Source organism: Enterobacter chuandaensis (assembly GCF_003594915.1).
GTDB classification, from domain to species: domain Bacteria; phylum Pseudomonadota; class Gammaproteobacteria; order Enterobacterales; family Enterobacteriaceae; genus Enterobacter; species Enterobacter chuandaensis.
In genome coordinates this window covers 532,537-555,896 of record NZ_QZCS01000001.1, presented here as the reverse complement: position 1 = coordinate 555,896, position 23,360 = coordinate 532,537, and the positions used below count along the sequence as shown (strand labels likewise).

At 56.7% G+C, this 23,360-nt stretch carries 18 protein-coding genes; 9 read left to right on the top strand and 9 right to left on the bottom strand.

All coding sequences use genetic code 11. The annotated features are described in order from the left end of the window. Window positions 1-7 precede the first annotated feature (7 nt). Both D5066_RS02800 and aqpZ read right to left on the bottom strand, forming a co-directional pair. Entirely contained in the window at window positions 8-907 is a 900-nt protein-coding gene (locus D5066_RS02800; RefSeq protein ID WP_080327722.1) for a LysO family transporter, read from the bottom strand. A gap of 177 nt (window positions 908-1,084) precedes the next feature. After that, on the bottom strand, window positions 1,085-1,780 hold the full coding sequence (gene aqpZ, locus D5066_RS02795; RefSeq protein ID WP_008499998.1) for an aquaporin Z: 696 nt from the start codon (window positions 1,778-1,780) through the stop codon (window positions 1,085-1,087). Between the two features lie 290 nt (window positions 1,781-2,070). Between aqpZ and D5066_RS02790 the strand changes: the two genes are divergently transcribed. Next, on the top strand, window positions 2,071-3,729 hold the full coding sequence (locus D5066_RS02790) for an ATP-dependent endonuclease (RefSeq protein ID WP_119914978.1): 1,659 nt from the start codon (window positions 2,071-2,073) through the stop codon (window positions 3,727-3,729). On the opposite strand, the gene D5066_RS02785 is transcribed toward D5066_RS02790, so the two are convergent. After that, window positions 3,726-4,682: a VirK/YbjX family protein gene (locus D5066_RS02785; protein ID WP_119914977.1), complete on the bottom strand. Its 957-nt coding sequence runs from the start codon at window positions 4,680-4,682 to the stop codon at window positions 3,726-3,728. The genes D5066_RS02790 and D5066_RS02785 overlap by 4 nt on opposite strands. Before the next feature lie 159 nt (window positions 4,683-4,841). Between D5066_RS02785 and macA the strand changes: the two genes are divergently transcribed. Further along, entirely contained in the window at window positions 4,842-5,957 is a 1,116-nt protein-coding gene (gene macA / locus D5066_RS02780) for a macrolide transporter subunit MacA (RefSeq protein ID WP_119914976.1), read from the top strand. Then, a complete protein-coding gene (macB, locus tag D5066_RS02775) occupies window positions 5,954-7,894 on the top strand; it encodes a macrolide ABC transporter ATP-binding protein/permease MacB (protein ID WP_119914975.1) in 1,941 nt (646 codons plus the stop codon). Before macA ends, macB begins: the two co-directional genes overlap by 4 nt. Before the next feature lie 70 nt (window positions 7,895-7,964). Here macB and cspD read toward each other — a convergent pair whose 3' ends face one another. After that, complete coding sequence (gene cspD, locus D5066_RS02770; RefSeq protein WP_006809408.1) at window positions 7,965-8,186, bottom strand: cold shock-like protein CspD; 222 nt, start codon at window positions 8,184-8,186, stop codon at window positions 7,965-7,967. 267 nt (window positions 8,187-8,453) lie between these two features. Between cspD and clpS the strand changes: the two genes are divergently transcribed. The 3 genes from clpS to D5066_RS02755 all read left to right on the top strand — a co-directional run bounded on the left by clpS (window position 8,454) and on the right by D5066_RS02755 (window position 11,846). Next, the gene (gene clpS / locus D5066_RS02765) at window positions 8,454-8,774 is read left to right on the top strand and encodes an ATP-dependent Clp protease adapter ClpS (protein ID WP_006174393.1); all 321 of its coding nucleotides are present in this window, start codon (window positions 8,454-8,456) and stop codon (window positions 8,772-8,774) included. 27 nt (window positions 8,775-8,801) lie between these two features. Beyond that, a complete protein-coding gene (gene clpA, locus D5066_RS02760) occupies window positions 8,802-11,081 on the top strand; it encodes an ATP-dependent Clp protease ATP-binding subunit ClpA (protein ID WP_028012550.1) in 2,280 nt (759 codons plus the stop codon). A gap of 315 nt (window positions 11,082-11,396) precedes the next feature. After that, entirely contained in the window at window positions 11,397-11,846 is a 450-nt protein-coding gene (locus D5066_RS02755) for a hypothetical protein (RefSeq protein ID WP_119914974.1), read from the top strand. Between the two features lie 70 nt (window positions 11,847-11,916). Here D5066_RS02755 and infA read toward each other — a convergent pair whose 3' ends face one another. From infA to trxB, 5 genes are all read right to left on the bottom strand, one after another. After that, the gene (gene infA / locus D5066_RS02750; RefSeq protein ID WP_002211347.1) at window positions 11,917-12,135 is read right to left on the bottom strand and encodes a translation initiation factor IF-1; all 219 of its coding nucleotides are present in this window, start codon (window positions 12,133-12,135) and stop codon (window positions 11,917-11,919) included. Between the two features lie 284 nt (window positions 12,136-12,419). Next, on the bottom strand, window positions 12,420-13,124 hold the full coding sequence (gene aat, locus D5066_RS02745) for a leucyl/phenylalanyl-tRNA--protein transferase (protein WP_119914973.1): 705 nt from the start codon (window positions 13,122-13,124) through the stop codon (window positions 12,420-12,422). A gap of 45 nt (window positions 13,125-13,169) precedes the next feature. Further along, entirely contained in the window at window positions 13,170-14,891 is a 1,722-nt protein-coding gene (gene cydC, locus D5066_RS02740; RefSeq protein WP_119914972.1) for a heme ABC transporter ATP-binding protein/permease CydC, read from the bottom strand. Beyond that, a complete protein-coding gene (cydD, locus tag D5066_RS02735; RefSeq protein WP_119914971.1) occupies window positions 14,891-16,657 on the bottom strand; it encodes a heme ABC transporter permease/ATP-binding protein CydD in 1,767 nt (588 codons plus the stop codon). Before cydD ends, cydC begins: the two co-directional genes overlap by 1 nt. A 113-nt stretch (window positions 16,658-16,770) precedes the next feature. Beyond that, entirely contained in the window at window positions 16,771-17,739 is a 969-nt protein-coding gene (trxB, locus tag D5066_RS02730; protein WP_047368204.1) for a thioredoxin-disulfide reductase, read from the bottom strand. A gap of 544 nt (window positions 17,740-18,283) precedes the next feature. On the opposite strand from trxB, the gene lrp reads away from it, so the two are divergent. The 3 genes from lrp to lolA all read left to right on the top strand — a co-directional run bounded on the left by lrp (window position 18,284) and on the right by lolA (window position 23,354). After that, window positions 18,284-18,778 (top strand): leucine-responsive transcriptional regulator Lrp, encoded by a 495-nt coding sequence (lrp, locus tag D5066_RS02720; protein WP_000228469.1) that lies wholly within the window; start codon window positions 18,284-18,286, stop codon window positions 18,776-18,778. A 135-nt stretch (window positions 18,779-18,913) separates the two neighbouring features. Beyond that, window positions 18,914-22,612, top strand: coding sequence for a DNA translocase FtsK 4TM domain-containing protein (locus D5066_RS02715; RefSeq protein ID WP_119914969.1), 3,699 nt, complete (start codon window positions 18,914-18,916; stop codon window positions 22,610-22,612). A gap of 127 nt (window positions 22,613-22,739) precedes the next feature. Beyond that, the gene (gene lolA, locus D5066_RS02710; RefSeq protein WP_014883204.1) at window positions 22,740-23,354 is read left to right on the top strand and encodes an outer membrane lipoprotein periplasmic chaperone LolA; all 615 of its coding nucleotides are present in this window, start codon (window positions 22,740-22,742) and stop codon (window positions 23,352-23,354) included. The last annotated feature ends 6 nt before the right edge of the window (window positions 23,355-23,360 follow it).

The following is a 23,360-nucleotide window of genomic DNA, read 5'->3' as shown; positions in this document are numbered from 1 at the left end:
AGAGGTATCAGGCAGAGAAAAATGCCATGAGAACGGGAACCAGCAGGCTCAAAATAAAACCGTGCACGATGGCGGCAGGCACCATCTCCAGGCCCCCGGAGCGTTGTAATACCGGTAGGGTGAAATCCATCGACGTTGCGCCGCACAGGCCCAGCGCGGTTGAGCGGCTGCGGCGAACCAGACCCGGGATCAGCATGATGGCAATCAGCTCGCGTGCCAGATCGTTAAAGAAGGCGGCGCTGCCGATCACCGGCCCGAACGATTCGGTCAGCAGAATACCGGAGAGGGAATACCAGCCGAATCCGGAGGCCATCGCCAGGCCGGTCTTCAGCGGCAGATCGAGAATAAAGGCATTGATGACCCCTGCCACCATTGAACTGGCGACAACAATAACGGCAACCATCATTCCCCGACGATTCAGGACAATCTGTTTCAGCGTCATGCCGTTATTTCGCAGTTGAATACCGATCAGGAACAACAGGAAGATCAGGGTATATTCGCTGGCTTCTGTCGCGTGCTGCAAAAATGCCCATCCGGTAAGACCCAGAAGAAAACCGAGCACCACCACGCCGCAGAGTTTTAATGACTCCAGTGCCATCGCAATTCGTGAAGGGAGTTTTTCCTGATGATGGTTATTTTTCCACGGAATAATGCGTTCCAGCCACAGCAGCGCGGCAATATTGCACAGCAAAATAACCACCACGGTGACCGCAGAATAATGCAGGATGGAAAGCAAATTCGTCGCCAGATTATCCAGAAAGGCCAGACTGATCCCCATAAAAAAGAGAATGACGTAAACAATCCAGCTGAGAAAACGGTTGATAAGCCGTAATGCGGATTCCTGATGCAGCGGGATGAGATAGCCCACAATCAGGGGCAGCAGAATAATGAGGAGTCCTGAGAACATGAACAGCCGGTCCTTTTGAGTATCTGTTAAGCGCCAGAGACACTACCCAATAAAGGCTGCTCAGTAAAGCGGCAAAATAAAGCCGGGTAGCGGCTGCGCCTTACCCGGCCTACAAAGTGCACACTCACGTAGGTCGGGTAAGCGTTAGCGCCACCCGACGTTACAGGCCGCACTTAATTAATCGCGTTTTTCCAGCAGAGTGCGGTACAGCACGCCGCCCAGAATACCGCCGATAATCGGCATCACCCAGAACAGCCACAGCTGCTCAAGGGCCCAGCCGCCCTGGAAAATGGCGACGGCGGTGCTGCGCGCCGGGTTAACGGAGGTGTTGGTGACCGGAATAGAAATCAGGTGGATCAGCGTCAGCGCCAGACCAATGGCGATTGGCGCGAAGCCTGCAGGCGCGTGTTTGTCGGTTGCGCCATGGATCACCAGCAGGAAGCCGGCGGTCAGCACAATTTCAATCACGATGGCAGACAGCATGGAGTAGCCGCCCGGAGAGTGTTCGCCGAAGCCGTTAGAGGCGAAGCCGCTGGCCGCCGCGTCGAACCCGGCTTTACCGCTGGCAATCACGTACAGGACGCCTGCCGCAATAATACCACCCACCACCTGCGCCACGATGTAGCCAATAACCTCTTTCGCCGGGAAACGGCCGCCCGCCCATAAACCTAATGTCACTGCCGGGTTAAAATGACCGCCGGAAATATGCCCCACGGCAAACGCCATGGTTAATACGGTTAAGCCAAACGCCAGCGCGACGCCAACAAAACCAATGCCTAATTCCGGAAAAGCTGCTGCCAGAACGGCACTACCGCAGCCACCAAATACCAGCCAGAATGTACCAAAGCATTCTGCTGCTAATTTTCTAAACATAACCACCTCAATAATAAATGACCGTGCGCTTTCCTGCGCGCGGGATATCGCCATAAAGGGATGACGACTCAAAGAGCCATTATTTTAGAAACCAACAACACCCCTTCGCCACTTAAATAAATTCAATTAATTTGATTTAAGGCAATGTGATGTCAATCCTTGTTCCAGTCAGCGGTAAATAGAGCATAGACCAATTCTTATAAGAATGAATGTTGTGCTGTCGTGACAAGATTCCTCCCGCTATACTGCTGATAACTTAAAGGAAAAAGTGATCATTTCGCGGGGGATTTATGCTTCTCGAACGTGCGGAAATTGTCGGATTTCGTGGTATTAACCGTCTGTCGCTGCAGCTGGAGCAGAACAACGTCCTGATCGGCGAAAACGCGTGGGGGAAGTCCAGCCTGCTGGATGCGCTGACGCTCCTGCTTTCACCCGAAGACGATTTGTATCACTTCGTTCACGATGATTTCTGGTTCCCGCCCGGCGACATCGCGGGCCGCGAAAAGCACCTGCACATTATCCTTACGTTCCGCGAATCCGAGCCCGGACGTCACCGCGTGCGTCGCTTCCGCTCGCTGTCGCCCTGCTGGGTACCGTGCGACGACGGTTTCCACCGGATTTTCTATCGGCTGGAAGGCGAGATGACGGAGAACGAAGGGGTGCTGACCCTGCGTGAATTTCTTGATGAGAAGGCCAGCCCGATCCCGCTCGACAACATCGACGATCTGGCACGCCATTTGATCCGCCTGACGCCAGTGTTACGCCTGCGCGATGCGCGTTTTATGCGCCGTATCCGTAACGGTACCGTACCGAATATGCCGGAGGTGGAAGTCACCGCCCGCGAGCTGGATTTCCTGGCGCGAGAGCTGGTGTCACGTCCGCAGAACCTCACCGATGGTCAGATTCGTCAGGGGCTGTCGGCGATGGTACAACTGCTGGAACACTATTTTTCCGAGCAGGGCACCTCGGCGTCCCGCCATCGTCTGATGCGCCGCCGCTCTCATGATGAACAACGCAGCTGGCGCTATCTCGACATCATCAACCGGATGATCGATCGGCCCGGTGGCCGAACCCATCGGGTGATTTTGCTGGGGCTGTTTTCAACGCTTCTGCAGGCGAAAGGCACCGTGCGTCTTGACAGGGATGCCCGCCCGCTGCTGCTGGTGGAAGATCCGGAAACGCGTCTGCACCCCATTATGCTCTCCGTGGCGTGGCACCTGCTGAATCTGCTGCCGCTCCAGCGGATTACCACCACCAATTCCGGTGAACTGTTATCGCTGACGCCGGTGGAGCACATCTGCCGTCTGGTGCGCGAGTCTGCGCGGGTTTCCGCGTACCGTCTCGGGCCCGGCGGGATGAACGCCGAAGACGGGCGGCGTATTGCGTTTCATATCCGCTTTAATCGCGCGTCGTCACTCTTTGCCCGCTGCTGGCTGCTGGTGGAGGGGGAAACGGAGACCTGGGTCATCAACGAGCTGGCGCGCCAGTGCGGCCACCATTTTGATGCTGAAGGCATTAAGGTGATCGAATTTGCCCAGTCGGGATTAAAACCGCTGATAAAATTTGCCCGGCGAATGGGAATTGAATGGCATGTGCTGGTGGACGGTGACGAGGCGGGGAAAAAATATGCCTCAACTGTGCGCAGCCTGCTGAACAACGAGCGGGAAGAAGAACGGGACCACTTAACGATGCTGCCGGCGATGGACATGGAGCACTTCATGTATCGTCAGGGTTTTGACGACGTATTCCACCGCATTGCGATGGTGCCGGTCGACGTCCCGATGAACATGCGGCGCGTGATCGCCAAAGCCATTCACCGCTCGTCGAAACCGGATTTAGCCATAGAAGTGGCGACGGAAGCGGGAAGGCGGGGCGTCGAGGCGGTTCCGACGCTGCTGCGCAAGATGTTCTCCCGCGTGCTGTGGCTGGCACGCGGAAGGGCGGATTAACGTTCGGTCGCCTGTTTCACCTGCTGAATCAGGCTGTCCAGCAGCGCGTAGCGGCGACGGTATTCGGAACGTTTTTTGCTCGCGATCTCTTCCATCGGTTTACGCGGCATGGCAAGCGGCAGCATAAAGTGACCGCTTTCCAGTTTTTCCCCACCGAGTGAGCTCCAGAAGCTGTCGTAATCGGCCAGCAGTTTTCCCTCTTTTTTCTTGCGGTAGCGCCAGCTGCGATAAATATGGGTGGCATTACTGACGGCAACAATCTGCGCGACCGGGAAGGCGGCGCCGAGCGTCATGGCGGCTTCAACCAGCAGGCGTTTCGGGAACAGACCGTGGCAGGCTTTTGTCGCCTTCTGGATCAGCTCATGGGGAACATGCGCTTTCGCCCCCTGCAAGCCGCCGATGAACAGCGTCGATTTTCCTTCAAGCTGGCAGAGCGTAAAGGTGATCTCCGCCAGCACCGTATTCTCACTGTCACAGAAAACGAGGGTGGCTTCTCCCTCTTTATCCAGGAACGCATCGGCACACAGACGGACGGTAAATTCCTGCTCATCTTTGCCGGTTAACGTCAGCAACTTAACGCCCTGCGCCGAAAGATAGCCCTTCATCAGTGACGCGGGAAGCTGGCGGCTCATGGCCTGATAGTGCCAGTTCAGGGATTCCAGCGCGTGCTGGCGATCCATCTTCACCGTCAGCCAGGGACGGTGAAGCCGGCACGGCAAACCGGGCTGTACCTGCAACATCTGCATCAGACGCGGTTGTTTTGCCAGGCTCGTTAACAGGCGGGACGTACTTACGGGCGTCGCCAGTGAACGCAACATGAACTTACGACGATAAGCGGGGTTCTGCCACGCCAGCCCGGGTGCGATCTTCCCGGACGCCAGGTTTTTGAAAAGTTGCCAGCCGGATGTCGGCTGCGTCAGGTTTGAATAGGGTGTATCGACGATGGAAGACATGATAAATCCTGAGTCTTTTTGAATATCGCTATTTCAACAGGGGAAATATCAACGTCTTGTAAACAAATTACGGCGATTTCGGAGAACAGGGGTTTCGTTAAGGAGTCGTTTAGATAGAATCAACGTTTATTATTGCCAGAACATTTATTTGGAATATTTATGAACCTCAAGGGAAAACGCAGAACGCTGTTTCTGCTGCTGGCGCTGGTGATTTTAGTCGGTGGATTCTGGTTATGGCAGGTGCTTAACGCGCCAGTGCCGCAGTACCAGACGCTGATCGTTCGCCCGGGAGAACTGCAGCAAAACGTCCTTGCGACGGGCAAGCTTGATGCGCTACGCAAGGTTGACGTCGGCGCGCAGGTCAGCGGCCAGCTGAAAACGCTGTCAGTAGAGATTGGCGACAAGGTGAATAAAGGCCAGCTGCTTGGCGTTATCGACCCTGAGCAGGCCGAGAACCAGATCCGAGAAGTGGAAGCCACGCTGATGGAGCTGCGCGCCCAGCGTGCACAGGCGCTGGCAGAGCGTAATCTCGCTCAGGTGACGCTGACTCGCCAGCAGGCGCTGGCGAAAACCCAGGCTATTTCAAAGCAGGATTTAGACACCGCCGCGACGGAGCTGGCGGTGAAACAGGCGCAGATTGGCACGATCGACGCGCAAATTAAACGTAATCAGGCCTCGCTGGATACGGCGAAAACCAACCTCGATTATACAAAAATCGTTGCGCCGATGGCCGGGGAAGTGACGCAAATCACCACGCTGCAGGGCCAGACGGTGATTGCCGCCCAGCAGGCGCCAAACATTCTGACGCTGGCGGACATGAGCACCATGTTGGTGAAAGCGCAGGTCTCCGAGGCAGACGTGATCCATCTTAAGCCGGGGCAGAACGCCTGGTTTACCGTACTCGGCGACCCGCAAACCCGCTACGAAGGCGTGCTGAAAGACATTCTGCCAACGCCGGAAAAGGTTAACGACGCCATTTTCTACTATGCACGCTTCGAAGTGCCAAACCCGAAAGGCGTGCTGCGCCTGGACATGACCGCGCAGGTGCATATCCAGCTGACCGGCGTGAAAAACGTGCTGACCGTTCCGCTCTCCGCGCTGGGTGAATCCGCCGGGGACAATCGCTACAAGGTGAAAGTGCTGCGCAATGGTGAAACGCGCGAGCGCGAGGTGGTGATTGGCGCGCGCAACGACACCGACGTGGTGGTGGTGAAAGGGCTGGAAGAGGGCGAGGAGGTTGTTGTCAGTGAAAGCCTGTCCGGGGCCGCTAAATGACCGCGCTGCTTGAGCTGAAAGACATTCGTCGCAGCTATCCGTCCGGCGACGGCCCGGTGGAGGTGCTGAAAGGCATCTCGCTGCGCGTGGAAGCGGGCGAGATGGTGGCGATAGTTGGCGCGTCGGGTTCCGGTAAATCGACGCTGATGAACATTCTCGGCTGCCTGGATAAACCGACCAGCGGCACCTATCGGGTGGCCGGGACGGACGTCTCGACGCTGGACGGCGACGCGCTGGCGAAGCTGCGCCGGGAACATTTTGGCTTTATATTCCAGCGCTACCACTTGCTCTCTCACCTGAGTGCGGCGCAGAACGTGGAAGTTCCTGCGGTGTATGCGGGCGTCGAGCGCAAGAAACGGCTTGAGCGCGCGAAGGCGCTGTTAACGCGTCTGGGGCTGGCGGAGCGGGTGGAGTACCAGCCGTCACAGCTTTCCGGCGGCCAGCAGCAGCGCGTGAGTATTGCCCGTGCGCTGATGAACGGCGGGCAGGTGATCCTCGCGGATGAACCGACCGGGGCGCTCGACAGCCACTCCGGCGAAGAGGTGATGGCGATCCTGCACCAACTGCGCGATCAGGGCCACACGGTGATTATCGTCACCCACGATCCGCAGGTGGCAAAGCAGGCGGAACGCATTATTGAGATCCACGACGGCGAGCTGGTGAGCAACCCGCCGCCGCGTGAGTCCCGCGCGGCGGCACCGAAGGAAGCGCTACCGGCAGCAACCGGCTGGGGGCAGTTCTCCAGCGGCTTTCGTGAAGCGCTGACCATGGCCTGGCTGGCGATGGCGGCTAACAAAATGCGCACCCTGCTGACGATGCTCGGCATCATTATCGGTATTGCCTCGGTGGTGTCGATTGTGGTGGTGGGCGACGCGGCGAAGCAGCTGGTGCTGGCGGATATTCGCGCCATCGGGACCAACACCATTGACGTCTATCCCGGTAAAGATTTCGGCGACGACGAGCCGCAGTATCAGCAGGCGCTGAAGTATGACGATCTGGCGGCGATTCAGAAGCAGCCGTGGGTGAACTCCGCCACGCCTGCGGTCTCGCAAAACCTGCGTCTGCGCTACGGCAACATCGATGTGGCGGCCAGCGCCAACGGCGTGAGCGGCGATTACTTTAACGTTTACGGTATGACCTTCAGCGAAGGCGCCACTTTCAACGCCGAACAGCTCGCGGGCAGGGCGCAGGTGGTGGTGCTGGACGCCAACTCGCGCAGGCAGCTCTTTCCCAATAAAGTGAACGTGGTGGGTGAGGTGATTCTGGTCGGCAACATGCCAGCTACGGTCATCGGCGTGGCGGAAGAGAAGCAGTCGATGTTTGGAAGCAGCAAGATCCTGCGCGTCTGGCTGCCGTATACCACCATTTCCGGGAGGATCATGGGCCAGTCCTGGCTTAACTCCATCACCGTGCGCGTGAAGGAGGGCTACGACAGCGCGCTGGCGGAACAGCAGCTGGAACGGCTGTTAACATTGCGCCACGGGAAGAAGGATTTCTTCACCTGGAATATGGACGGCCTCTTGAAAACGGCGGAAAAGACCACACGTACTCTTCAGCTGTTCCTGACGCTGGTGGCGGTGATCTCGCTGGTCGTCGGCGGTATCGGGGTGATGAACATCATGCTGGTGTCGGTGACCGAACGCACGAGAGAGATCGGCATCCGCATGGCGGTCGGAGCCAGAGCCAGCGACGTACTCCAGCAGTTTCTGATTGAGGCGGTGCTGGTGTGTCTGGTGGGCGGCGCGATGGGCATTGCCCTTTCGATGATGATCGCCTTTGCGCTCCAGCTCTTCTTACCTAGCTGGGAGATTGGCTTTTCGCCAGTGGCAATATTGACCGCTTTTCTCTGTTCAACGTTTACCGGTATTTTGTTTGGCTGGTTGCCCGCCCGCAACGCGGCGCGGCTGGATCCGGTGGATGCGCTGGCGCGGGAATAACCCGAAAATAAAAATGCCAGCCGATCGGGCTGGCATTTTGACTGCGTGATGTACACAATAAAACAGAGAGCTATGCAACCGTTTCTGCTTCAACGGGTACGATTAGGCTTGCATGATTGCCTTTTGGCCCCTGGTGTACATCGAACCGGACGGACTGCCCGGCTTTGAGCGTCCTGTAACCATCCATCTGAATGGTGGAATAGTGAGCGAAGATATCTTCGCCGCCGCCTTCGGGGCAGATGAAGCCAAACCCCTTGGCGTTGTTGAACCACTTAACAGTACCCATTTCCATGCTTCGACATCCTTCGTAAATCTTATAAATTAAGATGGAATGAACCGGTGGTGGAGTGGGGGCTGTTCAAAACCTCGCCATCTCACGCTTGTACAATTTAGAGAAACGAAAGAAGTCGTCAAGCGTTTGGCGCTGGAGTTGGGACAATAATCAACCAAAGTTTGAAGCAGTTAACGCTATTGCAACAGTTTGTGACAGACATCGCGGATGACAGTAATAGATGATTGTTATCTAACATCTGAGGTAGATTCAAAGTGGTTATGCAAAATGGGTAAGACCAACGATTGGCTGGATTTTGACCAGCTGGCGGAAGACAAAGTGCGTGACGCGCTAAAACCGCCATCTATGTATAAAGTTATGTTAATGAACGATGATTACACGCCGATGGAATTTGTTATTGACGTGCTACAAAAGTTCTTTTCTTATGATGTAGAACGTGCAACGCAACTGATGCTTACCGTTCATTATCGTGGCAAAGCTATCTGCGGCATTTTTACCGCCGAGGTGGCGGAAACCAAAGTGGCGATGGTGAACGACTATGCGAGGGAGAACGAGCATCCGTTGCTGTGTACGCTGGAAAAGGCCTGATAAGGCATAAAATTGGGGGAGGTGCCTATGCTCAATCAAGAACTGGAACTCAGTTTAAACATGGCTTTCGCCAGAGCGCGTGAGCACCGACATGAGTTTATGACCGTCGAGCATTTACTGCTCGCACTGCTTAGCAACCCATCTGCCCGCGAAGCGCTGGAAGCCTGCTCCGTGGATCTGGTGGCGCTGCGTCAGGAACTCGAAGCCTTCATCGAACAAACCACACCGGTGCTGCCTGCCAGTGAAGAGGAGCGCGACACGCAGCCGACGCTCAGCTTCCAGCGCGTGCTGCAGCGCGCGGTATTCCACGTCCAGTCTTCCGGACGTAGCGAAGTGACTGGCGCAAACGTCTTAGTCGCCATCTTCAGCGAGCAGGAGTCACAGGCTGCCTATCTGCTGCGCAAACACGAAGTCAGCCGCCTCGACGTGGTTAACTTTATTTCTCACGGAACGCGCAAAGACGAGCCTAACCAGGCATCGGATTCCAGCAACCAGGTCAATAACAATGAAGAGCAAGCAGGCGGGGAGGATCGTATGGAAAACTTCACCACCAACCTTAATCAGCTTGCTCGCGTTGGCGGCATCGACCCGCTGATTGGCCGCGATAAAGAGCTGGAGCGCGCGATTCAGGTGCTGTGCCGTCGCCGCAAGAATAACCCGCTGCTGGTGGGGGAGTCCGGCGTGGGTAAAACAGCGATTGCCGAAGGTCTTGCCTGGCGCATTGTGCAGGGCGACGTGCCGGAAGTCATTGCCGACTGCACCATCTACTCGCTGGATATCGGCTCGCTGCTGGCGGGCACGAAATACCGCGGTGATTTCGAAAAGCGCTTCAAGGCGCTGTTGAAACAGCTGGAGCAGGACACCAACAGCATTCTGTTTATCGATGAGATCCACACCATCATCGGCGCAGGTGCGGCTTCCGGTGGCCAGGTGGATGCGGCAAACCTGATCAAACCGCTGCTTTCAAGCGGCAAGATCCGCGTGATGGGCTCCACGACGTACCAGGAGTTCAGCAACATCTTTGAGAAAGACCGCGCGCTGGCGCGTCGCTTCCAGAAAATCGACGTCACCGAGCCGTCCGTTGACGAAACGGTGCAGATCATCAACGGTCTGAAAACCAAGTACGAAGCGCACCACGATGTGCGTTATACCGCGAAAGCGGTCCGTGCCGCGGTGGAGCTGGCGGTGAAATACATCAACGACCGTCACCTGCCGGACAAGGCAATTGACGTGATTGATGAGGCAGGGGCGCGTGCGCGTCTGATGCCGGCCAGCAAGCGTAAGAAAACCGTTAACGTGGCGGATATTGAGTCCGTGGTGGCCCGCATCGCGCGTATCCCCGAGAAGAGCGTTTCTCAGAGCGACCGCGACACGCTGCGCACCCTCGGCAACCGCCTGAAAATGCTGGTCTTTGGTCAGGATAAAGCCATTGAGGCCTTAACCGAAGCGATCAAGATGGCCCGTGCCGGACTGGGGCATGACCACAAGCCTGTCGGTTCCTTCCTGTTCGCTGGCCCAACCGGCGTGGGGAAAACCGAGGTGACGGTTCAGCTCTCCAAAGCGCTGGGCATTGAGCTGCTGCGCTTTGATATGTCCGAGTATATGGAGCGTCACACCGTCAGCCGTTTGATTGGTGCGCCTCCGGGCTACGTGGGCTTTGACCAGGGCGGCCTGCTTACCGACGCGGTGATCAAGCATCCGCACGCGGTACTGCTGCTCGATGAAATCGAGAAAGCGCACCCGGACGTGTTCAACATCCTCTTGCAGGTGATGGACAACGGGACGCTGACCGACAACAACGGGCGCAAGGCGGATTTCCGCAACGTGGTGCTGGTGATGACCACCAACGCCGGGGTGCGTGAAACCGAGCGTAAATCCATAGGCCTGATCCACCAGGATAACAGCACCGATGCGATGGAGGAGATCAAGAAGATCTTCACGCCGGAGTTCCGTAACCGTCTGGACAACATTATCTGGTTCGATCATCTGTCTACCGAGGTGATCCATCAGGTGGTGGACAAGTTCATCGTCGAGCTGCAGGTTCAGCTGGATCAGAAAGGCGTGTCGCTGGAAGTGAGCCAGGAGGCCCGTAACTGGCTGGCCGAGAAAGGCTACGACCGTGCGATGGGTGCCCGTCCGATGGCGCGTGTGATTCAGGACAACCTGAAGAAACCGCTGGCGAACGAGCTGCTGTTTGGCTCGCTGGTGGACGGCGGCCAGGTGACCGTGGCGCTGGACCAGGCGAAGAACGAGCTGACGTACGATTTCCAGAGCGCGGCGAAGCACAAGCCGGAAGCGGCTCACTAAGCTGAACGTTAGGGTAAAAAACCGGGCAGAAGCCCGGTTTTTTTATGCGTGCTTTTCTCCCTCTCCCCATGGGCTGAGGGTTCCCCACAAATTAAAGCGAGCAGTGAACTGTTCCCTCGCCCCTTTGGGGAGAGGGTTAGGGTGAGGGGAACAGGCCGCAGAGGAATTTTGCGAGGCGCTTTCCAGTTTCCTTCGAAGTCAGTTGCTGGATAAATCCACAGTAATAAAATGGCGACGCACCTGCAAAATCAGGTGTCGGGATTGGCGTCCTGAAAGTGTGTGCACAGACAATCTTACGTGCATAAAGGATCACCTATGACTGATATTAATAGCTTCGCCCAACTCTACACCGAACTCTCCCTCAACCCCGATCTCCCAACCCTCGCAGAGCGCTGCAAACTGCTCACCGAAATCCTCCTCGACTGCAAATCACTCCCACAAACGCAGCCCGTTTGCCGTTGTCTCGGAGCTTACCTGGAAGAGGTGAAATCCGTCCTCACAGAATCAATGCGTGATTTTCAGGTGGTGGAATTTGAGGACGAAGCGGAACAACCGCGACAAAAAGAGTGGCTGCTGGAAGATACAGAAACGAAATGCGACTATTGCCGGGCGTTAAACCATGTGCTGCTGGTATCGCATTTTGACCGCGATATGTTGCCGCACCTGACGGGGCTGCTTCATGACATGGCTCATTCTATGGTGGAGGATTTAATCACTCCTGTACAGCCGTGGATCACAATACATCTACCGGTACAGCCGCACTAAGCCATAAATAAAAAAGGCCGGGATTATCCCGACCTTTTAAATATTCATCTGCCATTACAGGCGAAAACAATTAGCGACTACGGAAGACAATGCGGCCTTTGCTCAGGTCGTACGGGGTCAGTTCAACAGTCACTTTGTCGCCCGTCAAAATGCGGATGTAGTTTTTGCGCATTTTACCGGAGATGTGCGCAGTTACCACGTGACCGTTTTCCAGCTCTACGCGAAACATGGTATTAGGCAACGTATCAAGTACGGTACCCTGCATTTCAATATTGTCTTCTTTGGCCATCTAATCCTCTGGGGTATCACTACCAAGTTTTGAACCGGCAAGATAATGCCGAAATTCATCAATTAAGTAAAGAATTGCGCGATTAAAACGCAGCAAAACAGTTTCGGCGCATTGCCCAAGCGTCACGGTACAACCGAACAGGAAGCGCATTCGTAAAGGGGAGACGACAGGATAAACGTCAGGACGTTATCTGAAGCGAGGGTCCCAAACGGCGGCGGGGCAACAGGCAGAAGCTACTCTGCGGCATAATTATAACACCCTCACAAAAAATATGCGGAAAACATTTAGGTATTGGGCATAAAGAGCGTTCTGGGGATCCAGAAGTCGCGCGGGAGCTTCTCCTGACGGCAGGCATCAAGATGCTCGATATACTGACGTCGCGGGATATCCACGGCACCAAGGGAGGCCGTATGTTCATTAAGGACCTGGCAATCGATCAGGCGTCCTCCGCGTTGAGCAAACGTCCGGGAGAAGACCAGCAGCGCGGTTTTCGAGGCGTTAACCGCGCGGGAGAACATCGACTCGCCGCAAAACAGCGTTCCTTGCGCCACGCCGTACATCCCGCCCACCAGCTCACCCTTTTCCCAAACCTCAATAGAGTGGGCGTAGCCAAGCTCATGGAGCTGGTGATAGGCGTTGATGATATCGCGAGTGATCCACGTTCCCTCGTGACGGTCTTCGGCACACCCTTCGATCACCTGACCAAAAGCGTGGTTCAGCGTTACGCGGTACGGTGATTTGCTATGGAAACGTTTCATGCTGCGGCTCAGGTGAAACTGCTCTGGCCACAGCACGGCGCGCGGGTCGGGAGACCACCATAAAATCGGATCGCCGGGAGAAAACCACGGGAAGATACCGCGCTGGTACGCCATCAATAGCCGCGCAGGGCTAAGGTCACCGCCAAGGGCCAGCAGCCCGTTGGGCTCACGCAGTGCGCCCTCCGGCGAAGGGAACGCGATGTTATGACGAGAAAGCTGGACCAGGCGCATGACAGCAAAACTCCAGTACGCGAGTGAGGACGCTACAAATATAGTCTACAGACGCTGTTTGAACTGGTAGTAGCGACCCTGTTTCGCCAACAGCTCTGCGTGACTACCTTGCTCAATAATGTGTCCGTTGTCCATCACAATTATCCGATCAAAACTCGCCAGCCCGCGCAGGCGGTGTGTCACCATCAGCACGGTTTTGCCGGTCATAACATTTGCGAGTAAATCAAGTATTTGGCTCTCGGTTGTCGCATCAAGTCCTTCGGTCGGTTCGTCGAGCAGCATTAATGGAGCATCATGCAGCAGCGCACGCGCAATCGCCAGACGGCGCAGCTCTCCGCCGGAAAGCTGACGACCGCCTTCACCCAGCCAGCTGTTGAGCCCTTCGTCCTCAAGCAGCTTTTGCAGCCCGACCTGCTCCAGCATGGCGAGAAGCGCATCGTCTGACGCTTCCGGTGCGGCCAACAGCAGGTTATCGCGCAGCGTGGCGCTAAAGAGGTGTACGCGCTGCGGGACGACGCTGACGGTCTTACGGAGTGCCTGTTCACTTAAATCTGCCAGCGGTGTCTCGTTAAAACGAATCTGGCCGCGCTTCGGATCCCAGGCGCGCGTCAGCAGCTGCAACAGCGTCGACTTACCGCAGCCGGTGCGGCCGAGGATCGCAATCCGCTGTCCTGCATTGACCGAAAGAGTGATACCTTCCAGCGCGTTCTGCGCCTGTTTATCGTAGGCGAAGGTTACGGCATCAAGGGTCAGCGCCACCTGCTCAGGCACCGTAGTTTCCCCGGTTCTGAACGTCACTTCAGGCTCCTGCTCTGCAATCTGGGTGATGCGCAGGGCAGAGGCGATCACCTGTCCCAGATGCTGGAAGGCGCCCGTCACCGGGACCAGCGCTTCAAAAGCGGCCAGCGCACAGAAAACGAAGAGGGCAATAAGAGGGCCTGGCTGTGTGTTACCGCCGACATCGCCGGAAGCCAGCCACAGCATGGCGATCACCGCCACGCCGCCGATCAGCATCATCAGCGCCTGGGAAAAGGCCGTCAGTTCCGACTGGCGGCGCTGGGCTTCATGCCAGTTCAGCTCCGTACTTTCCATGCGGGCGCGGTAGCGCTTACTTGCACCAAAAATGGTCAGCTCTGCTTGCCCCTGAAGCCAGGAGGTCAGCTGCTGGCGGTAATCTCCGCGCAGGCGCGTCAGGTTTTCCCCGGTGGATTTTCCGGCACGGTAAAACAGCGGCGGCAGAATGATGAGCGTCAGCAGCATGATCCCGCCCAGCGCCAGCGCAACGGGAACATCCAGAACAGAGAGCCCCAGCGTGACCACCACAATCACCACAAACGCGCCCACTATCGGGGAGATCACGCGCAGGTACAGGTGATCGAGCGTGTCGACATCCGCAACGACACGGTTCAGTAACTCGCCCTGACGAAAACGCGCCAACCCGGCAGGGGAGAGGGGTAGCAGCTTGCTGAAGGTATAAATGCGCAGGTGCTGCAGGACGCGGAACGTCGCGTCGTGGCTGACCAGCCGCTCGAAATAGCGTCCTGCAGTACGGGTAATGGCGGTACCCCGCACGCCTGCCGCCGGCAGCATATAGTTGAAGCTGTATAACCCGGCGAACCCCGCGACGGCAGAGGCTGACAGGAACCAGCCGGAAAGCGTGAGCAGGCCGATGCTGGCGAGCAGCGTCACAATTGCCAGCACAATGCCCAGGGTCAGCATCCATTTGTGGCGTTTATAGAGCGCAAGATAAGGTAGCAGAGCACGCATCAGATATCCTCCTGACGGTTCGCCAGCAGGGCGGCGAACGGCCCCTGCGCGGCAACAAGAGAGGCGTAATCGCCTTGCTCAACAATATGACCGTTTTCCATCACCCATATCTCATCCCAGTCGGCAATGCCTTCCAGCTGATGGGTGACCATCAGGGTGGTTTGCTGCCGCGAGGCGGCGTTCAGCGCCTCCATCACGCGCCGCTCGCTGTGGGCATCCAGACTGGCTGCGGGCTCATCCAGCAGCAGCAACTGGCTCGGGTTAAGCAGCGCGCGGGCAACGGCCACGCGCTGGGCCTGGCCGACCGACAGACCGGCAGACTGATCGCCGACGACGGTATCCACTCCTTGCGGGAGCAGCGGCAGAAACTCGCTGACCCACGCGCGGTCGAGAACCGATTGCAGTTCATCTTCACGCGCGTTCGGGCGCGCCAGAAGGACGTTTTCGCGCAGCGTAGAGGCCGGAAGCTGCGGGTTTTGTCCGACCCAACTGAGCTGCTTACGCCAGGCGTCGGGATCGAGATTACGCAGTTCAGCTTTGTTTACCCGCAGCGAGCCGGTGTAGGCCATAAAACCGGCTAAGGCGTTCAGCAGAGAACTTTTCCCGGAGCCGCTGGTGCCGACCAGCACCACGCGTTGTCCGGCAGATAAGGTAAAGTTCAGCGGACCCGCGAGCACTTTGCCTTCGGGTGACAGAATGGAAAAGTCCTGCGCTTCAATAGTCACGGGATCGTTGGCGTTCAGCGTCACGTCACCCCGTTCCGGATGCGCCAGCGGCGTTTCCAGGAACGTTTTCAGGCTATCTGCCGCGCCAACCGCCTGCGCTTTGGCATGATAAAAGGTCCCCAGATCGCGTAGCGGCTGGAAAAATTCCGGGGCCAGGATCAGCGCCAGGAAACCGGCAGAAAGGGTTACTGCCGTGCCGTAATGGCCGAAATCCAGCGCGCCAAGATAGGTGAAGCCGAAGTAGACCGCCACGAGGGCAATCGACAGCGAGGTAAAGAATTCCAGCACGCCGGAAGAGAGAAACGCAAGGCGTAACACTTCCATCGTGCGCTGGCGGAAGTCCTGCGACGCCCGGCGAATGTTCTCGGTTTCCGCTTCGCCGCGGCCAAAGATGCGCAGCGTCTCCATGCCGCGAAGGCGGTCGAGGAAATGGCCGCTTAAGCGCCCCAGTGCCAGAAAGTTACGGCGGTTAGCATCTGCTGCCCCCATCCCAACCAGCGCCATAAACAGCGGGATCAGCGGGGCCGTGCCCATCAGGATCAGCGCAGCCATCCAGTTAACCGGGAAGATGGCAATGACAATCAGCAGCGGAACGAAGACGGCAAGGGCCATTTGCGGCAGATAGCGCGCGTAGTAGTCGTGCATATCGTCAATCTGTTCAAGGATCAGCGTCGCCCAGCTTCCGGCCGGTTTGCCCTGGATCCACGCAGGCCCGGCTTCCTGAAGGCGATCGAGTACCTGACGGCGGATCTCGTAGCGGATATGTTGTCCGGCGTGGAAACCGACACGTTCACGCAGCCACACCACCCAGGCGCGCAGGACAAAAATCAGGATCAGGACAATGAAGGGCAGCAGGAGCGCTTCGCGGGGAATGTTCTCCATGATCATATGATTGAGAATGCGGGCCAGCAGCCATGCCTGGGCAACAATCAACAGACCGCTAACGAATCCCAGGACACGGGAGATCGTAAGCCAGCGGCGGGAAATAACGCTTTGCTGTTTCAGCCAGCGTGTTAACTCTTGTTGACGGGTTTTTTCCATTGCGTACTTTGCAGGTGACGTTATTAGAGTTGGGCAGCGCAATGTTACAACGGAGAGACAATAAAGGCGACTTATCGCCGCCTTTATTTACGTTTGTTACTGACTTGTAAAGATTATTTACCTTGTTCAGCCAGTCCATCAAGGTAGCGTTCTGCATCCAGCGCGGCCATACAACCGGTGCCTGCAGAGGTGATCGCCTGACGGTAAATGTGGTCCATCACGTCGCCAGCCGCGAACACGCCCGGGATGCTGGTTTGAGTCGCGTTACCGTGGATGCCGGACTGCACTTTGATATAGCCGTTCTCAAGCTCCAGCTGGCCTTCGAAAATCGCGGTGTTAGGGCTGTGGCCGATAGCCACAAACAGGCCTGCCACTTCCAGCGTTTCGACGTTATCGGTGTTCTGGGTATCGCGGATACGCAGACCCGCAACGCCCATCTGATCGCCGGTGACTTCTTCCAGCGTGCGGTTGGTGTGCAGCACGATGTTGCCGCTCGCCACTTTGTCCATCAGACGTTTGATCAGGATCTTCTCCGCGCGGAAGGTGTCGCGACGGTGGATCAGATGCACCTCAGAGGCGATGTTCGCCAGGTAGAGGGCTTCTTCCACTGCAGTGTTGCCACCGCCGATAACCGCGACTTTCTGGTTACGATAGAAGAAACCGTCGCAGGTGGCGCAGGCAGAGACGCCGCGGCCTTTAAACGCTTCTTCGGATGGCAGGCCGAGGTAGCGGGCTGAGGCGCCAGTGGCAATGATCAGCGCGTCACAGGTGTATTCGCCGCTGTCGCCCGTCAGGCGGAACGGACGGTTCTGCAGATCGACCTTGTTAATGTGGTCGAAGAGAATTTCGGTTTCGAATTTGGTGGCATGCTCGTGCATGCGTTCCATCAGCAGCGGCCCGGTCAGGTCGTTCGGGTCACCCGGCCAGTTTTCCACTTCCGTGGTGGTGGTCAACTGACCGCCTTTTTCCATACCGGTGATCAGCACCGGCTGCAGGTTAGCGCGTGCAGCATAGACCGCCGCGGTATATCCCGCAGGTCCGGAACCAAGGATTAGCAACTTACTGTGTTTGGTCGTGCCCATGAGATCCCCATTGTTGTTGGCAGGCAATGGGCTGGATTGTAGGGAATTTGTTGCCGTAAAAAAAGAGCACAGGGATTTTGCTTTCGATATATGCAATAGCTGCGCCCGATGAATCTGGCAAGGTTACATCACGTCTGCTACTGAAAACCGCTCGTTTATAAGGCAGCAAAATGAGGATTAATACCCCTCCGAAATGAATATCCGGCATCTTGTACTAAAAAACGATGTTTTGCTTTGACAATCCCCTGCGCATTTGCGAAAACATTCAAGGAAGAAAAAAAACCGCGTTAACCGTATGCCGCATAGGCATGCACGTAAATGCCATTTTTACCGTGTCAGTGAAATCTACGCATGGCGTGGACAGACGCCATACGTGATGTCGGTGACAGCCTTCGGGCAGCGGTCTTCTTACCAACAGAACCCGAATCCGCATCGCGTCTAATACATAACCAGGCGATGTGATGACTAACGGGTACAGGCTCTGAACAGTGATGTGCACAGGGTCCAGGCAGGAGTAGGGAAGGAATACAGAGAGACAATAATAATGGTAGATAGCAAGAAGCGCCCTGGCAAAGATCTCGACCGTATCGATCGTAACATTCTTAATGAATTGCAAAAGGATGGGCGTATTTCCAACGTCGAGCTTTCAAAACGTGTGGGACTTTCCCCGACGCCGTGCCTTGAGCGTGTGCGCCGACTGGAAAGACAGGGTTTTATTCAGGGCTATACGGCTCTGCTGAACCCGCATTATCTGGATGCCTCACTTCTGGTATTTGTTGAGATTACTCTGAATCGTGGTGCGCCGGATGTGTTTGAGCAATTTAACGCCGCTGTACAAAAACTTGAAGAAATTCAAGAGTGTCATCTGGTGTCCGGTGATTTCGACTACCTGTTGAAAACCCGTGTGCCTGATATGTCCGCCTACCGTAAGCTGCTGGGGGAAACCCTGCTGCGTCTGCCAGGCGTGAACGACACCCGTACCTATGTGGTGATGGAAGAGGTCAAACAGAGCAATCGTCTGGTTATTAAGACGCGCTAACACGGAACAGGTGCAAAATCAGTGTAGTTTGATTACACTCCTGTTAATCCATACAGCAACAGTGCCGGGGAGCCCCGGCGCTGTTGTCCGTTTTAGCAAACAGGCAGGATATGCCTGATACCTGGAGAGCCTTTCTTGAGCCAGGAATACACTGAAGACAAAGAAGTCACATTATCGAAGCTAAGCAGCGGACGTCGTCTCCTCGAGGCTTTGCTGATTGTTATTGCCCTTTTTGCCGTCTGGCTGATGGCAGCCTTACTCAGTTTCAACCCCTCCGATCCCAGCTGGTCGCAAACCGCGTGGCATGAGCCTATCCATAATTTAGGCGGCGTACCCGGAGCCTGGCTTGCGGACACGCTCTTTTTCATTTTCGGTGTGATGGCCTACACCATTCCCGTCATTATTATTGGCGGATGCTGGTTTGCATGGCGTCATCGCCAGAACGATGATTACATCGACTATTTTGCCGTCTCCCTGCGCCTGATTGGCGCGCTGGCACTGATCCTCACCTCCTGCGGGCTGGCGGCGATTAACGCCGATGATATCTGGTACTTCGCCTCCGGTGGGGTGATTGGCAGCCTGCTGAGCTCTGCGCTACAGCCGATGCTTCACAGCAGCGGCGGCACGCTGGCGCTGCTCTGCATCTGGGCAGCCGGGCTGACGCTGTTTACCGGCTGGTCGTGGGTGAGCATTGCCGAGAAGATCGGCAGCTTTATCCTCACCATCCTTACCTTCGCGAGCAACCGTACCCGCGGCGACGACACGTGGGTCGATGAAGAAGAATATGAAGATGAGTACGAAGAGGAAGACGATGCCCCGGTGCAGCGTCGTGAATCTCGTCGTGCCCGTATTCTGCGCGGTGCCCTGGCGCGTCGCCAGCGCGTCGCTGAAAAATTTGCCAACCCGCTAGGACGTAAAACCGATGCGGCGCTCTTCTCCGGTAAACGTATGGATGAAGACGAGCAGGTTGAATACCGTGCGGCGGGTGCCGCCGTCGATCCTGACGATGTGCTTTTCTCCGGCAACCGTGCGATGCCGGAAGAGTTCGATGAATACGATCCGCTGCTTAACGGTCATACCGTTACCGCTCCGGTTGCCGCAGCCGCAGCAGCAACGACCGCGGCGCAGGCGTATGCCGCGCCAGTCGACGCCGTGACGCCATCCGAGGCGGTTTCGCCGCCGGAATCCGTTATTCAGCAGCCTCAGGTTGCGTGGCAGACTGCACCGGGTGTGCACACGCCGGAACCGGTAATTGCACCTGAACCTGAAAGCTATATTCCTGTGCAGCAGGCGCAGTGGCAGCAGCCTTATCAGCCGCCTCAGGCTGAGTATGAACCGCAGCAGTATGAGGAGCCGCCGGTGGCCCAGCCGTATCAGGAATATGTGCCTGAACCGGTCGAGCCTGCTCAGCCTTATGTTGAGCCACTGCCTGAACCTGAGGTGGTGGAAGAGGCGAAACCGTCTCGTCCGCCAATGTACTATTTTGAAGAAGTTGAAGAACGCCGTGCTCGTGAACGTGAACAGCTGGCGGCATGGTACCAGCCTGTGCCTGAACCGGTGCAGGAACCCGCAACAAAAGCCCCATCGGTTTCGGTTCCACCAGTCGACCCGACGCCAGCTGTTGCACCCGTAGCGGATAGCGTGAAGCAGACTACCGCCGCTGCGGCAGCGGCGGCACCTGTCTTTAGCCTGGCAACGGGCGGCGCGCCGCGTCCTCAGGTAAAAGAGGGAATTGGTCCGCAACTGCCTCGCCCTAACCGCGTCCGCGTTCCAACCCGTCGTGAGCTTGCCTCTTATGGGATTAAGTTGCCTTCTCAGCGGATGGCCGAAGAAAAAGCGCGTGAGACAGACTACGAGGATGATGCTGACGAGATGCAGCAGGACGAACTGGCGCGCCAGTTCGCTGCGCAGCAGAATCAGCGCTATGGTGAAGACTATCAGCACGATGAACCGACGCTTGAAGACGAAGATGACGCGGCTGAAGCCGAATTAGCGCGTCAGTTTGCGGCCACTCAGCAGCAGCGTTACTCCGGCGAACAGCCTGCTGGTGCAAACCCGTTCTCATTGTCGGATTTCGAGTTCTCGCCAATGAAAGATCTGGTGGATGATGGCCCGAGCGAGCCTTTATTCACCCCGAGCGTGATGCCTGAAGCAGAACCTGTGCGTCAGCAGCCAGCGCCTCAGACACAGACATACGCGCAGCCGCAGCAACCTGTTCAGCAGCCGTATACGCAGCCGCAGCAGCCACAACAACAGCCGCCGCAGTTCCAGCAGCCAGCGCCACAGCCGCAGGAGAGCCTGATTCACCCGCTGCTGATGCGTAACGGTGACAGCCGTCCGCTGCAGCGTCCGAGCACGCCGCTGCCGTCGCTGGATCTGTTGACGCCGCCACCGGTTGAAGTCGAGCCGGTTGATACGTTTGCGCTGGAGCAGATGGCCCGTCTGGTGGAAGCCCGTCTGGCTGACTTCCGCATCAAGGCGGATGTGGTGAACTACTCGCCGGGCCCGGTGATCACCCGTTTCGAACTGAACCTGGCGCCGGGCGTAAAAGCGGCGCGTATTTCTAACCTGTCTCGTGACCTGGCGCGTTCTCTCTCAACCGTGGCGGTACGTGTGGTGGAAGTAATTCCGGGTAAACCGTACGTTGGTCTTGAGCTGCCGAACAAGAAACGTCAGACCGTTTACCTGCGTGAAGTGCTGGATAATACCAAGTTCCGTGATAACCCGTCCCCGCTGACCGTGGTGTTGGGTAAAGATATCGCGGGCGATCCGGTGGTGGCAGATCTCGCAAAAATGCCGCACCTGCTGGTGGCCGGTACGACCGGTTCCGGTAAGTCTGTCGGCGTGAACGCCATGATCCTCAGCATGCTCTATAAAGCGCAGCCGGAAGATGTGCGTTTCATCATGATCGACCCGAAAATGCTCGAACTGTCGGTCTATGAAGGCATTCCGCATCTGCTGACGGAAGTGGTCACCGACATGAAGGACGCCGCCAACGCATTGCGCTGGAGCGTCAACGAGATGGAGCGCCGCTACAAGCTGATGTCGGCGCTGGGCGTGCGTAACCTGGCCGGTTACAACGAAAAAATCGCCGAGGCGGCGCGCATGGGCCGTCCGATCCCGGATCCATACTGGAAGCCGGGTGACAGCATGGATGCCCAGCATCCGGTGCTGGAAAAACTGCCTTATATCGTCGTGCTGGTGGATGAATTCGCCGACCTGATGATGACCGTTGGTAAGAAGGTGGAAGAGCTGATCGCGCGTCTGGCACAGAAAGCGCGTGCGGCGGGTATCCATCTGGTACTGGCAACCCAGCGTCCGTCTGTGGACGTAATCACCGGTCTGATTAAGGCGAACATTCCAACCCGTATCGCGTTTACCGTTTCGAGCAAAATCGACTCCCGTACCATTCTCGACCAGGGCGGCGCTGAGTCGCTGCTGGGAATGGGTGACATGCTGTACTCCGGCCCGAACTCCACCTCTCCGGTGCGTGTGCACGGCGCGTTTGTTCGCGATCAGGAAGTGCACGCCGTGGTGCAGGACTGGAAGGCGCGCGGACGTCCGCAATACGTTGATGGCATTACTTCCGACAGCGAAAGCGAAGGCGGCGGCGGTGGCTTTGACGGCGGCGAAGAGCTGGATCCATTATTCGATCAGGCGGTTAATTTCGTTACTGAAAAACGTAAGGCATCCATCTCTGGCGTGCAGCGCCAGTTCCGCATCGGCTACAACCGCGCGGCGCGTATCATTGAGCAGATGGAAGCGCAGGGCATTGTGAGCGAGCAGGGGCACAACGGTAACCGTGAGGTGCTGGCACCGCCGCCGTTTGATTAACCTTCAGCGATTGCAAAGAAGGGTAAATCAGCAAAAATTAAGCATATTCTTCTGTCGCCTGCCTTCGGGCAGGTCCAGAATAGAAACGGAAACCCCATTTCGGGAAGACGTATTTTAAGGAATAACAATGAAAAAAATCGCCATCGCCTGTGCATTACTCACCAGTTTTGTTGCCAGCAGCGTCTGGGCTGATGCAGCCAGCGACCTTAAAAGCCGACTGGATAAAGTAAGCAGCTTCCACGCCAGCTTCACGCAAAAAGTGACTGACGGTAGCGGTAACGCGGTGCAGGAAGGACAGGGTGATTTGTGGGTGAAACGCCCTAATCTGTTTAACTGGCATATGACCCAGCCGGATGAAAGTATTCTGGTTTCTGACGGTAAAACCCTGTGGTTCTTCAACCCATTTGTTGAGCAGGCCACGGCGACCTGGCTGAAAGATGCGACCAGCAATACGCCATTTATGCTGATCGCCCGCAACCAGGCCAGCGACTGGCAGCAGTACAATATTAAACAAAACGGTGACGAGTTTGTCCTGACGCCAAAAGGCAGCAACGGCAATCTGAAGCAGTTCACCATTAACGTAAGCACCAACGGTACCATTAATCAGTTCGGCGCGGTTGAGCAGGACGATCAGCGCAGCAGCTATCAGCTTAAGTCTCAACAGAACGGCGCCGTTGACGCATCGAAATTCACCTTTACCCCGCCGCAGGGCGTGACGGTGGACGACCAACGCAATAAGTAAGAGGCG

Excerpts from the sequence above, each read along its gene's own strand:
- aat (WP_119914973.1), bottom strand. The coding sequence starts at position 13,124 with ATGCGCCTGGTCCAGCTTTCTCGTCATAACATCGCGTTCCCTTCGCCG.
- D5066_RS02785 (WP_119914977.1), bottom strand. The coding sequence starts at position 4,682 with ATGTCTTCCATCGTCGATACACCCTATTCAAACCTGACGCAGCCGACA.
- clpS (WP_006174393.1), top strand. The coding sequence starts at position 8,454 with ATGGGTAAGACCAACGATTGGCTGGATTTTGACCAGCTGGCGGAAGAC.
- macB (WP_119914975.1), top strand. The coding sequence starts at position 5,954 with ATGACCGCGCTGCTTGAGCTGAAAGACATTCGTCGCAGCTATCCGTCC.
- macA (WP_119914976.1), top strand. The coding sequence starts at position 4,842 with ATGAACCTCAAGGGAAAACGCAGAACGCTGTTTCTGCTGCTGGCGCTG.
- D5066_RS02790 (WP_119914978.1), top strand. The coding sequence starts at position 2,071 with ATGCTTCTCGAACGTGCGGAAATTGTCGGATTTCGTGGTATTAACCGT.
- lolA (WP_014883204.1), top strand. The coding sequence starts at position 22,740 with ATGAAAAAAATCGCCATCGCCTGTGCATTACTCACCAGTTTTGTTGCC.
- lrp (WP_000228469.1), top strand. The coding sequence starts at position 18,284 with ATGGTAGATAGCAAGAAGCGCCCTGGCAAAGATCTCGACCGTATCGAT.
- cydC (WP_119914972.1), bottom strand. The coding sequence starts at position 14,891 with ATGCGTGCTCTGCTACCTTATCTTGCGCTCTATAAACGCCACAAATGG.
- clpA (WP_028012550.1), top strand. The coding sequence starts at position 8,802 with ATGCTCAATCAAGAACTGGAACTCAGTTTAAACATGGCTTTCGCCAGA.
- cspD (WP_006809408.1), bottom strand. The coding sequence starts at position 8,186 with ATGGAAATGGGTACTGTTAAGTGGTTCAACAACGCCAAGGGGTTTGGC.
- infA (WP_002211347.1), bottom strand. The coding sequence starts at position 12,135 with ATGGCCAAAGAAGACAATATTGAAATGCAGGGTACCGTACTTGATACG.
- D5066_RS02755 (WP_119914974.1), top strand. The coding sequence starts at position 11,397 with ATGACTGATATTAATAGCTTCGCCCAACTCTACACCGAACTCTCCCTC.
- aqpZ (WP_008499998.1), bottom strand. The coding sequence starts at position 1,780 with ATGTTTAGAAAATTAGCAGCAGAATGCTTTGGTACATTCTGGCTGGTA.
- D5066_RS02800 (WP_080327722.1), bottom strand. The coding sequence starts at position 907 with ATGTTCTCAGGACTCCTCATTATTCTGCTGCCCCTGATTGTGGGCTAT.
- cydD (WP_119914971.1), bottom strand. The coding sequence starts at position 16,657 with ATGGAAAAAACCCGTCAACAAGAGTTAACACGCTGGCTGAAACAGCAA.
- trxB (WP_047368204.1), bottom strand. The coding sequence starts at position 17,739 with ATGGGCACGACCAAACACAGTAAGTTGCTAATCCTTGGTTCCGGACCT.